This window comes from Enterobacter sichuanensis (genome assembly GCF_002939185.1).
GTDB classification, from domain to species: Bacteria; Pseudomonadota; Gammaproteobacteria; order Enterobacterales; family Enterobacteriaceae; genus Enterobacter; species Enterobacter sichuanensis.
The window spans coordinates 49,919-64,021 of sequence record NZ_POVL01000012.1; the positions used below are offsets into that span (position 1 = coordinate 49,919).

The following is a 14,103-nucleotide window of genomic DNA, read 5'->3' on the forward strand; positions in this document are numbered from 1 at the left end:
TCGCAAAATCAGTGAGGAGCAGGCAATGTCGCAATACCGTACCTTTACCGCCCAGGACGCCGTGGAGTATGCCAGGCAGTTTGGCGGCCTTGATAATCCCTCATCGCTGGTAGAGGCGCAGGAAGTGGGCGACGGTAACCTTAATCTGGTTTTCAAAATTTACGATGCCCAGGGCGTGAGCCGTATCATCGTTAAGCAGGCACTCCCTTACGTGCGCTGCGTTGGCGAGTCCTGGCCGCTGACGCTGGACCGTGCGCGCCTGGAGGCGCAAACGCTGGTCGAGCACTACCGGCACAGCCCGCAGCACACCGTGAAAATCCACCATTACGACCCGGAGCTGGCGGTGATGGTGATGGAAGATCTCTCCAGCCATCGCATCTGGCGCGGCGAGCTGATTAAAAATCATCACTACCCGCAGGCCGCACGTCAGCTGGGGGAATACCTGGCGCACACGCTGTTTCACACCAGCGATTTCTACCTGCACCCGCACGAGAAAAAAGCGCAGGTGGCAAAATTCATTAACCCTGAGATGTGCGAAATCACGGAAGATCTGTTCTTCAACGATCCGTACCAGATCCACGCGCGCAACAGCTACCCGGCCGAGCTGGAAAGCGACGTCGCCGCCCTGCGCGACGACGCTCAGTTGAAAATTGCCGTGGCCTCACTCAAGCATCGCTTCTTTTCGCATGCCGAAGCGCTGCTGCACGGCGATATTCACAGCGGATCGATATTCGTGGCGGAAGACAGCCTGAAGGCCATCGACGCTGAGTTCGGCTACGTGGGCCCGATTGGCTTTGACGTGGGCACCGCTATCGGCAACCTGCTGCTCAATTTCTGCGGCCTGCCGGGGCATCTGGGCATTCGCGATGCCGCCGCCGCGCGCGAGCAGCGGCTGACCGATATTCAGGAACTCTGGAATACCTTCGCGGAACGCTTCCAGGCGCTGGCACATGAGAAAACGCGCGATGCCGCGCTGAGCGTACCGGGCTATGCCTCCGCGTTTCTGAAAAAAGTCTGGCACGATGCCATCGGCTTCAGTGGCACCGAGCTGATCCGCCGCAGCGTAGGGCTTTCACACGTGGCAGATATCGACACCATCGCGGATGACGCCATGCGCCACGAATGCCTGCGCCACGCGATTACGCTCGGCAAGGCGTTGATTGTGATTGCGGACCGTATCGACAGCGTGGAAGAGCTGGTGGCACGGGTTCGGCAGTACAGCTGAGACCGTTTGCCCGGTGACGCTGCGCTTACCGGGCCTATGGGTGCAAAATGCAGGCCGGGTAAGGCGTAGCCGCCACCCGGCAAACACTCACCCCAGATACTCAATCACCGACAGCCCGCCGTTATAATCCGTGCTGTAGATAATTCCCTGCGCATCCACAAACACATCGCATGACTGGATCACCTGCGGGCGATTCGGCCGCGTGTCCATCATCCTCTCAGGTGCGGCAGGCACCAGCGCACCGGTTTCCACCGGACGATACGGATTGGAAATGTCATACGCGCGTATGCCAGCATTCTGGTAAGTGGCAAAAATCAGCGTTGAGCTGACAAAGCTCCCCGGCCGGTTTTCATGCAGATTATGCGGTCCGAAGTGTGCCCCTTTCGTCACGTAGTCTCTCTCATCCGGCTGCGGGAATGTCGAGATACTGACCGGGTTTGCCGGCTCGCGGATATCAAACAGCCAGATCAGCTTCTCGCCGTCTTCCTGATTGTCGAGCACCGCTTCGTCGAGTACCACCAGCAGATCGCGGTCGGGCAGCGGCAGCGCGGTATGCGTCCCACCGCCAAACGGCGGACTCCAGTTGCGATGGCTAATTAATGTCGGCTGGGTGCGGTCTTTCACGTCCAGCAGCGTCAGACCGCCGTCGCGCCAGCTGCCGTAGGCGGTATCGCCTGCGACGATCGCATGATGCAGCGCATAGCGTTTGCCTTCCGGCCAGTCAGGCTTTTCCCCTGCCGCCTGATTCATCCCCGGCAGCCACCAGCGCCCTGCCACTTCGGGCTTACGCGGATCGGCCAGATCGATGGTCAGGAAGATGTAGTCGGTAAAACCGTCGATCAGCGCGGACACATAGGCCCAACGCCCGCCGACGTACCAGATGCGGTGAATGCCGATGCCGTTCAGTGACAGAAAGCCGATCTCACGCGGCTTGTCCGGCGTGGAAATATCAAACACGCGCAGCCCGGCGCTCCAGCCTTTGTCCTGCACATCGCTGACGGTCTCCCCCACCTGACGGGTGTAGTAAACCTTCTCATCGGCAAAACGGGCATCGGCAAACAGATCCCGGGCGTTGATCACCAGCAGCAGATCGTCATGCGCCTGGAGGTGCACATTCCAGGTGCCGGGCGGCGCGGGAACATAGCCTGCGGGTTTTGGGTTTTTCGGGTCGCGCACGTCCACTATCGAAAAGCCCTGCGACACCATATGGCCGATCCAGGCGAAACCGCGGTGCACCATCAGCTGCACGCCGTCAGGGCGACCGCCCTGGTCGCTATGGCCAATCAGTCGCATATTGCGGCTGTATTCGGGGGTGGGTAATGCTGACATAGTGGATTCCTTTCGCCCGGTGGCGCTGCGCTTACCGGGCCTACGGGTGCAAAATGTAGGCCGGGTAAGGCGCAGCCGCCACCCGGCTTGTTTTATTTATTTTTCGCTTCCAGCGTCGCAAACCACGGGGCGATAAAATCTTCCGTCTGGCCCCAGCCTGGAATGATTTTCCCCAGCGACGCTACGTTCACCGCGCCCGGCTGGGCGGTCAGCAGGGCCTGCGGGATGGCCGCGGCTTTAAAATCGTAGGTGGCCGGGGTCGGTTCACCGGCAATTTTATTGGCCACCAGACGCACGTTGGTGGCCCCAATCAGCTTCGGATCCACCGCCACGCTCACCTTCCACGGGCTGCCCGGCTCGCGCATCAGTTGCAGATCCTGGTTGGAGATGTCGATGCTGTAGAGCTTGATCTCGGTGCGGCCGTTCTCTTTCAGCGCCTTATACGCGCCCTGGCTGAAGGCGTCCCAGGTGCCCCAGATGGCGTCGATTTTACCTTTCGGGTATTTCGCCAGGATCGCGCCCACCTTGTTGGCGGTGTCACCCTGCACGTCAGACGAGACCGCGCCAATAGACTCCAGCTCTTTGATCTCCGGATACTGCTTTTGCAGCGCTTTATAGGCCGCCTGACGACGCTCCATCGGCGGGAAACCTGCCACCCACAGCTTGACGATATTGGCTTTGCCGTTGAAATCTTTCGCCAACTGGCCGAAGGAGAGATTGGTCAGGGAGGCATCATCCTGCTGGGTAACGGTCACGCCCGGGATCTCGCCGTTCACCGCGGTGTCAAATACCGCGACTTTGATCCCGGCATCCACCGCTTTCTTCACCAGCGCGGTCGCATACGGATCGCGCCCCTGGGAGAGAATAATCCCGTCATATTTCTGGCTGATGGCCTGGTTCACAAAGTCCTGGAATTTGGCATCGTCCCCGTTGCTTAAAAAGGTGCTGACCTTAAAGCCGAGCTTCTTGCCTTCCTGAATCGCTCCGGCAATAAACTGCGTGGTGTTGTCGTCTGAGCCGAGGTTACGGATCACCGCGATGCGGATCGGGCCGTCGTGGTTAGCAATGGCTGGTGGAAGCGGTGCCGGCGTGGCCGCAAAGCCAGGCAGAGCAGTGAATAACCCTAATGCCACCAAAGAGCGTGCAATCTTTTTCATTTTTTATCCCGTTGTGTTGTCAGCGTTTTTGTATGTAGGTAATCGCCAGCGCTACCGCGAGCACCAGACCTTTTATAATGTCCATGGCGTAATACGGCACCGAGAGCATCACCAGCCCGTTCGACAGCACGCCAAGAATGATTGCTCCGACCAGGGTTCCCAGCGCGTTCGGCTTGCCGGAGCCGGCCAGCGAGAAGCCGATCCACGCCGCCGCCACCGCATCCATCAGGTAGCCGCCGCCCGCATTGACCTGCGACGAACCGATGCGCGAGGCCAGCAAAATCCCACCCAGGCCCGCCAGCAGAGAGGCAATCACGTAGGCCGCGACCTTGTAACGGGTAGTGCGGATGCCGGAAAGGCGAGCCGCTTCCGGGTTACCGCCGATGGCGTACATCCGACGGCCGTGGGTGGTCAATGACAGGCCCAGCTGCGCCAGAATGGTCACCGCCAGCATGATGATCACGATGGTTGGCACCTGCCCCAGCAGGCTGAACGCCGCCGGAATGGTCCCTTCCGCCATGTCACCGCTCGGCAGCACCATGTTCTCGGTGATCGACCCGCCGTAGCTGTAAGTCATCGCCACGCCCTGGATCACAAAAAGGCTGGCAAGCGTCGCGAGCATATCCGGAATACGCAGGATGACGATCAGAAAGGCGTTAAACAGCCCCACCAGCGTGCAGAGCGCGAGGGTGATCAGAATCGACTCGGTGGTGCCGAAGCCGTGCCAGACGAAGAGTGAAATCACCAGCGCGTTCGCCAGCGACGCGGTAGATCCCACGGAGAGATCGAACCCGCCAATGGTCAGCGAAATCGACACGCCAATGGCAATCACCGTCACGATGGCAATCGAACGCAGAATATTGATGATGTTATTCGGGTCGAGGAAGCTGTCCGACGCCAGGCCAAAAACGGCCACCAGCGCGACGACGGTCAGCAACATGCCCCACTTATAGAGAAAATCGAAAATCTGCTGACGGCCAGACGCCGCCGCGTTCACTGAAAGGGCCTTACTCACGACGCCGTTCCTCCGGTTGAATAATAAAGCAGGGTTTCTTCACGGGCCTCGGCCCCGGCGATTTCCGCCACGATACGTCCGTCCCACAGCACACAGATGCGGTCGCACAGCCCCACCAGCTCGGCAAACTCGCCGGAGGCGTAAATGACCCCTTTGCCCTCGCGCGCCAGGCCGTCAATCAGCTGGAACAGGTCGGTTTTGGCCTTCACATCCACGCCTTTGGTCGGTTCGTCGAATATCAGTACGCTGGCGTCATTGCGCAGCCATTTGCCGATGGCGACTTTCTGCTGGTTACCGCCGGACAGACGGCGCAACACCTGCCCCGGCCCGCGCGCCCGCACGCCGACGCGGGCGATAACCTCTTCCGCCCAGCGCCACGCCTGACGTTGGCCGAACAGGGTCCAGCGCGAGAAGCTGTTATCCGCCGTCACCGCCAGATTCATGCTCACCGGCTCGTCGATAAAAATGCCCTCTTTGCGCCGCTCCTCCGGCACCAGCGCCAGGCCGCGCAGCACCGAATCCGCCGGGTCGCGCGGTTTCCAGGGCTGATGATTCAGCTCACCGCGCGCCACGCGGCTTTTGCTGGCACCAAACAACGCCTTGCAGAGTTCGGTTTTGCCTGCGCCCGCCAGCCCGGCAATGCCGAGAATTTCGCCTTTGCGCAGGTGCAGGGAGATATCTTTCAGCAGCGCGTCGTCGTGCAGCCCCTCCACGCGTAGCAGCGTTTCGTCGCCGTGCGCAGGGCGCGCGGGCGGGTAGATATCGCTCAGCACGTGGCCAAGCATCTTCTCGACAATCGCCTCGCCGCTAAGATCCGCCATTGGACCGGACTCAATCAGCTTGCCGTCGCGCAGCACCGTCAGGGTGTCGCAAATGGCTTTCAGCTCGTGAATGCGGTGTGAGATAAACACCACGCCGATGCCCTGCTGCTGTAAACGTCTGACCACAGCAAACAGGCGCTCGCTTTCGTGGGCGTCCAGCGGCGCAGTGGGCTCATCAAGAATTAAAAAACGGCAGTGATGGGACAACGCCCGCGCCAGCAAAATCTGCTGCTTTTCCGCAAGCGAACAGCTGTCAATAACGCGGCGTACGTCAAGAGAGACGTCCAGCTGCGCCAGGGCCTGTCTCGCCTGCTGGCGCAGCGTACGCCAGCTGAAACGATGTCCCGGCTGCGCCAGCGTATCGAGCATGATGTTCTCGGCAATGGTTAATCCCGGGATCAGCGCCACATCCACTTCCTGCTGTACCAGATGGATCCCCAGCCGTTTGGCGTCCAGCGGCTCGCGGATCGTCACCGGCTGGTTATTAATGCAGATCTCACCTTCATAACGTTCGTGCGTTCCGCACAGCACCGCCATCAGCGTTGATTTCCCCGCGCCATTGGCGCCGGTCAGGGCATGCACCGATCCGCCGGTTAGGGTGAAATTCACGCGCGACAGGGCCTGAAAGCCGGAAAAGGCCAGGCTGATACCGCGCATCTCAAGGCGACTGGAAACCATCCGCGTAAATCCTTCATTACTCTTCTGATTTAGCGAATTTTTCACAGCTCCGGTTGACTGACAACGACGGAAAAGGCATAAGTTAAAGCGAAATATTATTAGCCATCCGGATGTCCAGACATAACATCGGGTTAGCGCTTGCTAAAAAAGGACACCTTCATGAGCACCACCGATATCCGCGTCGTACCTGGCCCGGCGAACTACTTTTCCCATTCCGGAAGCCTTGCGCGTCTGAATGACTTCTTTACCCCGGAACAGCTTTCCCGCGCGGTGTGGATTTACGGCGAGCGCGCCATCGAAGGTGCGCGCCCTTTCCTGCCGGAGAGCTTTAACGCGCCGGGGGCGAAACACCTGCTGTTTAAAAGCCACTGCAGCGAGCGTGACGTCACCCACCTGGTGCATGAAGCCGGCAGCGAGGCGAGCGTGGTGATTGGCGTTGGCGGCGGTGCGCTGCTCGATACCGCCAAAGCGGTGGCTCGCCGTCTGGGTATCCCGGTAGTGGCAATTCCAACCATCGCCGCCACCTGTGCGGCATGGACGCCACTTTCCGTCTGGTACAACGACGCCGGTCAGGCGCTGCAGTTTGAGATTTTCGACGACGCCAACTTCCTGGTGCTGGTCGAGCCGCAAATCATTCTCAACGCCCCGGCGGAGTACCTGCTGGCGGGGATTGGCGATACGCTGGCGAAATGGTATGAAGCGGTGGTGCTCGCGCCTCGGCCTGAAGACCTGCCGCTGACCGTGCGGCTGGGCATTAACGGCGCGCTGGCAATCCGCGACGTGCTGCTGGCGCACAGCGAGGAAGCGCTGGCTGACCAGCAGCGCGGCGAACAAACCCAGGCATTCAGGGACGTGGTGGATGCCGTTATTGCCGGTGGCGGGATGGTCGGCGGCCTGGGCGAGCGCTACACCCGCGTGGCGGCGGCGCATGCAGTGCATAATGGCTTAACCGTGCTGCCGCAAACGGAAAAATACCTGCACGGTACCAAGGTGGCCTACGGCATCCTGGTGCAAAGCGCTCTGCTCGGTCAGGAGGACGTGCTGGCACAGCTTATCTCGGCGTATCAGCGTTTCAACCTGCCGACCACGCTTCGCGCGCTGGAGGTCGATATCCATAACCGCGAGGAACTGGATAAGGTCATTGCTCATACCCTGCGCCCGGTAGAGTCGATTCATTATCTGCCGGTGACGTTAACGCCTGAGGTTCTGCGCGCGGCGTTTGAGAAGGTGGAATACTTCAGCCGTTAATCGCCCCGAGGAACTATACCTAATGATGATTCTCACCACTCTCGCAACGAGGTCATCATGCAGATCGATTTAACAGGTAAGAAGGCGCTGGTTACCGGCGCCAGCCGTGGGTTGGGTCGCGCTATCGCGCTGTCGCTGGCGCGCGCCGGTGCCGACGTGGTTATTACGTATGAAAAATCTGCCGATAAAGCCCAGGCGGTTGCCGATGAAATTAAGGCGCTTGGGCGGCACGGTGAAGCGGTGCAGGCCGACAGCGCCAGTGCGCAGGCCATTCAGAATGCCGTCACCCATGCGGCGCGCGCCCTCGGCGGGCTGGACATTCTGGTCAACAACGCCGGGATCGCGCGCGGCGGCCCGCTGGAGTCCATGACGCTGGCGGACATTGACGCCCTGATCAACGTCAATATTCGAGGGGTGGTCATCGCTATTCAGGAGGCTCTGGTGCATATGTCTGACGGCGGGCGCATCATTAACATTGGCAGCTGTCTGGCTAACCGCGTGGCCATGCCGGGCATTGCCGTTTACTCAATGACGAAGTCCGCCCTCAACTCTCTTACCCGCGGCCTGGCGCGCGATTTAGGCCCGCGCGGCATCACCGTTAACCTGGTCCATCCAGGCCCTACCAACAGCGACATGAATCCGGAGGATGGAGAGCAGGCGGAAGCTCAGCGCCAGATGATTGCCCTCGGTCACTACGGCCAGCCGGAGGATATCGCCGCGGCGGTCACCTTCCTTGCCAGCCCGGCCGCCGGACAGATCTCCGGCACAGGGCTGGACGTGGACGGCGGTCTGAACGCCTGATCGCACATTCTCTGCAAGCCTCTGTCGCGCGGCAGAGGCGTTTGAAGCCGCCTCGAGGGAATGCGTTTTGCCTCTTATCGGCGTTTATTCTCCGCTCTACAGTACCCCATAAGAAATTCGGAATTTATCTAATAGTCTTATTATTTCCTTATATTTTGTGTGGGCGTACAGTGGAGGTACGGATGAAGATTGTCTGGTCCAACGGTGCAAAGAAGGCGTTTTCAAAGATTGACGAGCGGTATCAGCGACGCATTGAGGTAAAGCTTGCTGAGCTGGATGACCGTTCCGCTCCCCGGCCCGATATCAAAAAAATATCGGCGACAGAAGATCATTTCCGGCTACGCGTTGGCGATTACCGCATCATCTATACGCTTCGGGACGATCCCGATGACCATTGTTATGTTTTGGCCATCAAGCGTAGAACTTCAACGACTTACCTGCATGAGGAGAGTGCAACCTATGGCTGTACAGCTAATCAAGGACGATAACGGGAAAACGCAGTACGTCGTTATTCCCTATCACGAATATTTTCGTATGCTCTTACAGATGGCAGAAATTGACGACGAAACCGACGACGACCTGGAGGATATTGAAGTCGAACACGATAGTCTGGATGACGTTGAGCTTCCTGGCGAGGTTTGCAGCATCATGACCTGGCAGAACGTCAGCCTGCAGGCCGCATGGCGCATCCTGCGCGGCATGTCCCAGCAGGAGGTGGCAGAGAAACTTGGCATCAGCCAGTCCGCCATGTCACAGCTGGAAGCGCTGGACTCTCGCCCGCAAAAGCGTACCCGCGAAAAACTCGCGGCACTTTACGGCTGTAAGCAGGAACAGATCAGCCTCTATTTACCGAAAGAGGGTTAACAGCACTTCGCCCCGCCCTTGCCGCCGTAGCGGGCGTCCTGGCGATCGCGGAAAAATTCTTCATAGTTCATTGGCGTCTGGTCCGGATGGTTGACGCGCATATGCTCGACGTAATTGTCGTAATCCGGTACGCCGATCATCATTTTGGCGGCCTGGCCCAGGTACTTACCTGCTTTGGAAAGGGTGTCGAACATAATTCTCATCTCACAGGAAAAGTAGGCCGGGTAAGGCGAAGCCGTCACCCGGCACAAAGGTTAATGCGCCCCTTTCGCCTGGGTGACTATCGTTTCCAGGTTTTCAGGCATTGGCTCATACGGTGTCTCTTTCGCCGTCGGCTTGTCTTCTTTCAGCGCCGCCAGCGCGGTCTTCAGAGAATACAACGCCAGCACCACGACCACCACCATAAAGAAGATGGTCAGCCCGGCATCCAGACGGTTGTTAAAGACCAGCTGCGACAGCTGTGATTCCGTGTACTGCGCCGGGATCTTGCCGCTGTCGATCATCGCCTGGAACTTGTTGGCAATCGCCAGGAAGCCCACTTTATTGTCCGGACTGAAGGCTTTCTGCCAGCCCGCCGTCAGGGTACAAATCAGCAGCCAGGCCGTTGGTACCAGCGCCACCCACGCATAACGCTGGCGTTTCATCTTAAACAGCACCACTGCACACAGCATCAGCGCCATGCCTGCCAGCATCTGGTTGGCAATCCCGAACAGCGGCCACAGGGTGTTAATCCCCCCCAGCGGGTCGACCACGCCCTGATGCAGGAAGTAGCCCCACGCCAGCACGCACAGGGCTGTCGCCAGCAGGTTCGCCGGTAACGACTCAGTACGCTTCAGGTTCGGGGAGATCACCCCCAGCAGATCCTGCAGCATAAAGCGCGCCGCACGGGTTCCCGCATCCACCGCCGTCAGGATAAACAGCGCTTCAAACAGAATGGCGAAGTGATACCAGAACGACACATCCATCAGCCCGCCCAGCGCACCGTGAAGGATATACGCCATACCGACCGCAAGCGTAGGCGCACCGCCCGCTCGCGAGATAATGGACTGCTCGCCCACTTCACTGGCGATAGTCGTCAACGTATCAGGGGTAATCGCAAAGCCCCAGCCGCTCACCACCTGCGCGGCAGACGCCACAACGTCAGCGGTGCCCGCCGGCGCCAGAACCGCCATCGGGCTGTTCATCGCGAAGTAGACGCCCGGGTCGATAACGCAGGCGGAGACCAGCGCCATAATCGCCACGAAAGACTCCATCAACATGCCGCCGTAACCAATCAGGCAGGCCTGATTTTCATTCGCCAGCATCTTCGGCGTAGTGCCGGAGGCGATCAGCGCGTGGAAGCCCGACACCGCACCGCAGGCGATGGTGATAAACAGGAACGGGAACAGGTTGCCGGTCCAGACCGGGCCGGTGCCGTCAATGAATTTGGTCAGCGCCGGCATGGTCAGGGTCGGGCGCATAATCAGAATGCCGATCGCCAGCCCGACAATGGTACCGATTTTCAGGAAGGTGGAGAGGTAGTCGCGCGGCGCCAGCAGCAGCCACACCGGCAGCACCGCCGCCACAAAGCCGTAACCCACCAGCATCCAGGTGAGCTGTACGCCGGTAAAGTCAAAGAACGGAGCCCAGGTCGGACTTTCCGCTACCCAGCCGCCGGAGATAATGGCGAATACCAGCAGCACCAGACCAATGACCGACACCTCACCAATGCGTCCCGGACGCAGGTAACGAATGTAGATCCCCATAAAGATGGCCAGTGGAATGGTGAACGCGACGGTGTAGGTCCCCCATGGGCTGTGGGTCAGCGCTTTCACCACGATCATCGCCAGCACAGCAAGGATGATCACCATGATCATAAAGGTCGCCACCAGCGCAATCACCCCGGCGGTGGCCCCCATCTCCTCTTTCACCAGTTCGCCCAGCGAACGGCCGTCGCGGCGGGTGGAGACGAACAGCACCATAAAGTCCTGCACCGCCCCTGCCAGCACCACGCCGGCGAGGATCCAGATCATCCCCGGCAAATAGCCCATCTGCGCCGCCAGCACCGGCCCCACCAGCGGGCCCGCTCCGGCAATCGCCGCAAAATGGTGACCGAACAGCACTTTCTTGTCCGTCGGAACGTAGTCCAGCCCGTCGTTATGGCGAACGGCGGGGGTCATGCGCGTGGCGTCAACCGCTAAAACGTTCTTCGCGATATAGCGGCCATAAAAACGGTACGCGATCAGGTAAATGCAGACGGAGGCAACGACGATCCACAGCGCGTTGATCTGTTCCCCCCGGTTGAGGGCGATATAACCCAGGGCAAAGGCTCCCACAACGGAGAGCCCTGCCCATAAAAGGTGTTTCCCTGAGTTGTTCATAATGGTGATCCGTTGTTGTGAAACAGTGAGATGTTACATTTTGTTTCTAGAACAACAGCGAAAATTTAACAACTTTGAAACGCAATAATGCGTGGTCAAACCAGACATTTACACCACATTGTTAAGCCGATCACTTTCGTACCGTCACCGGTCACACTTTTGCCTTTTTCGTCCCGCCCCGGCCTTACGGGATGATTTGTATCATTTTTTTTGCCCACAACCCCGCCAGAATGACCCTGCGCAATCGCGTGCATACAAGGAAAAGGATATGAACAGTTCAGTACCTCAGGATAGTAAGGTCGGGCCCGGCGCGTACTTCGCCCTGGCGTTTGCAGCCGTATTCTTCTCTGGCCTGTTGGGCGGGAAAGAGTGGTACGGCGTGTTTGATTTCACCACCCTTAACGGTGCGTTTGGCAAAGTGGTCAGTAAAGCCAGCCTGGAGGATGGCACTCTGACGACGGCCAGCAGCGCCTTTCGCGGCACAGGCGGCAGCGGTGCGATGGACGGCTTTCTCTTCGCGCTCGGTCTCATTCCGGCCGTGATGTTTGCGCTTGGGATGATCAACGTGCTGGAGCACTACGGCGCCCTGCGTGCCGCCCGCAAGCTCTTAACCCCGCTGCTGCGCCCCCTGCTGGGCATTCCCGGCACCACCGGGCTGGCGCTGATAGGCAGCTTGCAAAGCACCGACGTGGGCGCGTCCCTCACCCGAAACCTGTCTGATGAAGGGCAAATCAGCGAAAAAGAGAAAGATGTCTTCGCCATGTTCCAGTTTTCCGCCGGGGCGATGATCACCAACTTTTTCTCCTCCGGCGCCATCCTCTTTACGCTGGTGGCCGTCGACGGCACGGCTGCCGTTCCCACCTCCATCGGCGCCTGCATCGCTGTGATGTTCATCATGAAAATCGTGGGGGCAAATCTGCTGCGTTTGCTCCTCTCTTGCACTGCTAAAGGAGACGCCGCATGAGTGCTCCACAATCCAACCCGGTTATCACTGATGTCTTCGTCGAGGGGGCACGCAAAGGCTGGAGCATTGCCACCAGCAGCACCCTGCCCAACGTGGTAATGGCGTTTATCATCATCAAAGCGCTGGAGATCACCGGCGCGCTAAAAGGACTGGGGATGCTCTTCGCCCCGCTGATGGGGCTGTTTGGCCTGCTGGGCGAAGCCGCCGCTGTGCTGATTGGCGGCTGGATGTCGATGGGCGGTGGGATAGGCGTCGCCATTGGCCTGTTTGATAAGGGCATTCTCACCGGCGAGCACCTGGCGATTCTGGCGCCTGCCATCTACCTGATGGGCTCGCAGGTGCAGTACCTGGGCCGCATTCTGGGGGTGATCGGCACCCGCGCCAGGCGCATTCCGCTGATGATCGCCATCTCGGTAGTCAACGCATTCTTAGCCATGCTGCTGATGCGCATTATTCTCTGAACAGGACGTGAACATGAATCTTGACCATTACATCGAAGAACTGAAAAGCCTGGTGAACGTAGACTGTGGAACCCAGACGATTGCAGGCGTCGCCACCGTGGCAGCCATTATGCAGCAGCTCTGGCAGCGCGAGGGCTGGCATACCGAACAGGTGAACCTGGGCGACAAGGTGGGTCCCGGCGTTTTCGTCAGCAACAAGCCGCAGGCACAACAGTTTGACGTGCTGCTGGTGGGCCATCTGGACACCGTGTTTGCCCCCGGTACTGTGGCCGGGCGCCCGCTGAGCGAGGACGATACTCGTCTGTACGGCCCCGGCGTCTCGGATATGAAGAGCGGATTGCTGAATATTTTATGGGCAATGCGCGAACTGGACACCGCTGACAAAGAACGTCTGGCGATAGCCGTGGCGATGAACCCGGACGAAGAGACGGGTTCCGTCTATTCCCACGAATGGATTGGCGCGCTGGCAAAACGCTCCCGCTGCGTGCTGGTCTGCGAAGCCGCCCGCGCCGACGGCTCGCTGGTGAAAGCGCGGAAAGGCATGGCGGGCTATCACCTCACCTTTAGCGGCGTGGCGGCGCATGCGGGTAACGACCCGGAAAAGGGCCGCTCGGCGATCGCCGCCCTGGCGAACAGCGTTATCGCCATTAATGCCCTGACGAACTGGGATCGCGGTACCACGCTGAACGTTGGAGTGATACAGGGCGGCAGCGCGGCCAACGTGGTGGCCGATAAAGCTGTGGCCGAACTGGACGTCCGCTTCTGGGAAAACGATGAGTACGACCGGGTAAATCAGGCGCTGGAGGCGTTATGTGAAAAAGGCTTTTTAGACGGCGTGACCACCACGCTGACGCGGGTCAACCACAAACCGGCGATGGCAGCAAGCGTTGCAACGCAGGCGCTGATGCATCAGGTTGAAGCGGCGGGGAAAGCGGAAGGTATCGCCATTACCTGGCAGGCGGTTGGCGGCGGCAGCGATGCCAACCACACCGCGGCGCTCGGCATCCCGACGCTTGACGGCTTCGGGCCCGTTGGCGCCGGGTTCCACAGCCCCGCGGAGTGGCTGGATAAAGCGTCCATAGCGCCGAGAATTCGGTTACTTAAGCGCGTCGTTTCAATGCTCTAATTTTGCACGACACTGTCCCCTCTCCCTGTGGGAGAGGGTTAGGGTGAGGGCAAC

14 protein-coding genes are annotated in these 14,103 nt (G+C 59.5%); 8 read left to right on the top strand and 6 right to left on the bottom strand.

Going from position 1 to position 14,103, the window contains the following annotated elements; genetic code table 11:
- The first annotated feature begins 25 nt into the window (after positions 1–25).
- Positions 26–1,225, top strand: a complete 1,200-nt coding sequence (mtnK, locus tag C5687_RS07810) for an S-methyl-5-thioribose kinase (protein ID WP_104556693.1) — start codon at positions 26–28, stop codon at positions 1,223–1,225.
- Positions 1,226–1,312: 87 nt separating this feature from the next.
- Here the strand turns inward: mtnK and C5687_RS07815 are convergent, their stop codons facing one another.
- From C5687_RS07815 to C5687_RS07830, 4 genes are all read right to left on the bottom strand, one after another.
- Complete coding sequence (locus C5687_RS07815; RefSeq protein WP_104556694.1) at positions 1,313–2,554, bottom strand: LVIVD repeat-containing protein; 1,242 nt, start codon at positions 2,552–2,554, stop codon at positions 1,313–1,315.
- A 92-nt stretch (positions 2,555–2,646) separates the two neighbouring features.
- On the bottom strand, positions 2,647–3,711 hold the full coding sequence (locus C5687_RS07820) for a sugar ABC transporter substrate-binding protein (RefSeq protein ID WP_104556695.1): 1,065 nt from the start codon (positions 3,709–3,711) through the stop codon (positions 2,647–2,649).
- 19 nt (positions 3,712–3,730) lie between these two features.
- Entirely contained in the window at positions 3,731–4,726 is a 996-nt protein-coding gene (locus tag C5687_RS07825) for an ABC transporter permease (protein ID WP_045286213.1), read from the bottom strand.
- Positions 4,723–6,225: a sugar ABC transporter ATP-binding protein gene (locus C5687_RS07830; RefSeq protein WP_104556696.1), complete on the bottom strand. Its 1,503-nt coding sequence runs from the start codon at positions 6,223–6,225 to the stop codon at positions 4,723–4,725. The genes C5687_RS07825 and C5687_RS07830 overlap by 4 nt, the downstream gene beginning before the upstream one ends.
- A 159-nt stretch (positions 6,226–6,384) precedes the next feature.
- Here C5687_RS07830 and C5687_RS07835 point away from each other — a divergent pair, with 159 nt between their 5' ends.
- From C5687_RS07835 to C5687_RS07850, 4 genes are all read left to right on the top strand, one after another.
- Positions 6,385–7,473, top strand: a complete 1,089-nt coding sequence (locus C5687_RS07835; protein ID WP_104556697.1) for an oxidoreductase — start codon at positions 6,385–6,387, stop codon at positions 7,471–7,473.
- Between the two features lie 57 nt (positions 7,474–7,530).
- Positions 7,531–8,274 (top strand): SDR family NAD(P)-dependent oxidoreductase, encoded by a 744-nt coding sequence (locus C5687_RS07840; RefSeq protein WP_104556698.1) that lies wholly within the window; start codon positions 7,531–7,533, stop codon positions 8,272–8,274.
- Between the two features lie 182 nt (positions 8,275–8,456).
- A complete protein-coding gene (locus C5687_RS07845) occupies positions 8,457–8,762 on the top strand; it encodes a type II toxin-antitoxin system RelE family toxin (protein WP_047957999.1) in 306 nt (101 codons plus the stop codon).
- The gene (locus C5687_RS07850; RefSeq protein ID WP_104556699.1) at positions 8,734–9,138 is read left to right on the top strand and encodes a helix-turn-helix domain-containing protein; all 405 of its coding nucleotides are present in this window, start codon (positions 8,734–8,736) and stop codon (positions 9,136–9,138) included. Before C5687_RS07845 ends, C5687_RS07850 begins: the two co-directional genes overlap by 29 nt.
- On the opposite strand, the gene C5687_RS07855 is transcribed toward C5687_RS07850, so the two are convergent.
- Together C5687_RS07855 and cstA are read right to left on the bottom strand one after the other, a co-directional pair.
- On the bottom strand, positions 9,135–9,332 hold the full coding sequence (locus tag C5687_RS07855; protein WP_047355420.1) for a YbdD/YjiX family protein: 198 nt from the start codon (positions 9,330–9,332) through the stop codon (positions 9,135–9,137). The two genes, C5687_RS07850 and C5687_RS07855, sit on opposite strands and share 4 nt — an antisense overlap.
- A gap of 60 nt (positions 9,333–9,392) precedes the next feature.
- Positions 9,393–11,498 (bottom strand): pyruvate/proton symporter CstA, encoded by a 2,106-nt coding sequence (gene cstA, locus C5687_RS07860; protein WP_088244125.1) that lies wholly within the window; start codon positions 11,496–11,498, stop codon positions 9,393–9,395.
- Positions 11,499–11,766: 268 nt separating this feature from the next.
- Here cstA and C5687_RS07865 point away from each other — a divergent pair, with 268 nt between their 5' ends.
- The 3 genes from C5687_RS07865 to C5687_RS07875 are packed head-to-tail and all read left to right on the top strand — an operon-like array spanning position 11,767 to position 14,049.
- Entirely contained in the window at positions 11,767–12,462 is a 696-nt protein-coding gene (locus C5687_RS07865) for a nucleoside recognition domain-containing protein (RefSeq protein WP_047957997.1), read from the top strand.
- Complete coding sequence (locus C5687_RS07870; protein ID WP_104556700.1) at positions 12,459–12,923, top strand: YjiG family protein; 465 nt, start codon at positions 12,459–12,461, stop codon at positions 12,921–12,923. The genes C5687_RS07865 and C5687_RS07870 overlap by 4 nt, the downstream gene beginning before the upstream one ends.
- 13 nt (positions 12,924–12,936) lie before the next feature.
- Entirely contained in the window at positions 12,937–14,049 is a 1,113-nt protein-coding gene (locus C5687_RS07875) for a M20 family metallopeptidase (protein ID WP_104556701.1), read from the top strand.
- The last annotated feature ends 54 nt before the right edge of the window (positions 14,050–14,103 follow it).

Bases quoted from the DNA above. Each gene is read 5' to 3' on its own strand.
- mtnK (WP_104556693.1), top strand. From the start codon at position 26: ATGTCGCAATACCGTACCTTTACCGCCCAGGACGCCGTGGAGTATGCC.
- C5687_RS07815 (WP_104556694.1), bottom strand. From the start codon at position 2,554: ATGTCAGCATTACCCACCCCCGAATACAGCCGCAATATGCGACTGATT.
- C5687_RS07820 (WP_104556695.1), bottom strand. From the start codon at position 3,711: ATGAAAAAGATTGCACGCTCTTTGGTGGCATTAGGGTTATTCACTGCT.
- C5687_RS07830 (WP_104556696.1), bottom strand. From the start codon at position 6,225: ATGGTTTCCAGTCGCCTTGAGATGCGCGGTATCAGCCTGGCCTTTTCC.
- C5687_RS07835 (WP_104556697.1), top strand. From the start codon at position 6,385: ATGAGCACCACCGATATCCGCGTCGTACCTGGCCCGGCGAACTACTTT.
- C5687_RS07840 (WP_104556698.1), top strand. From the start codon at position 7,531: ATGCAGATCGATTTAACAGGTAAGAAGGCGCTGGTTACCGGCGCCAGC.
- C5687_RS07845 (WP_047957999.1), top strand. From the start codon at position 8,457: ATGAAGATTGTCTGGTCCAACGGTGCAAAGAAGGCGTTTTCAAAGATT.
- C5687_RS07850 (WP_104556699.1), top strand. From the start codon at position 8,734: ATGGCTGTACAGCTAATCAAGGACGATAACGGGAAAACGCAGTACGTC.
- C5687_RS07855 (WP_047355420.1), bottom strand. From the start codon at position 9,332: ATGTTCGACACCCTTTCCAAAGCAGGTAAGTACCTGGGCCAGGCCGCC.
- cstA (WP_088244125.1), bottom strand. From the start codon at position 11,498: ATGAACAACTCAGGGAAACACCTTTTATGGGCAGGGCTCTCCGTTGTG.
- C5687_RS07865 (WP_047957997.1), top strand. From the start codon at position 11,767: ATGAACAGTTCAGTACCTCAGGATAGTAAGGTCGGGCCCGGCGCGTAC.
- C5687_RS07870 (WP_104556700.1), top strand. From the start codon at position 12,459: ATGAGTGCTCCACAATCCAACCCGGTTATCACTGATGTCTTCGTCGAG.
- C5687_RS07875 (WP_104556701.1), top strand. From the start codon at position 12,937: ATGAATCTTGACCATTACATCGAAGAACTGAAAAGCCTGGTGAACGTA.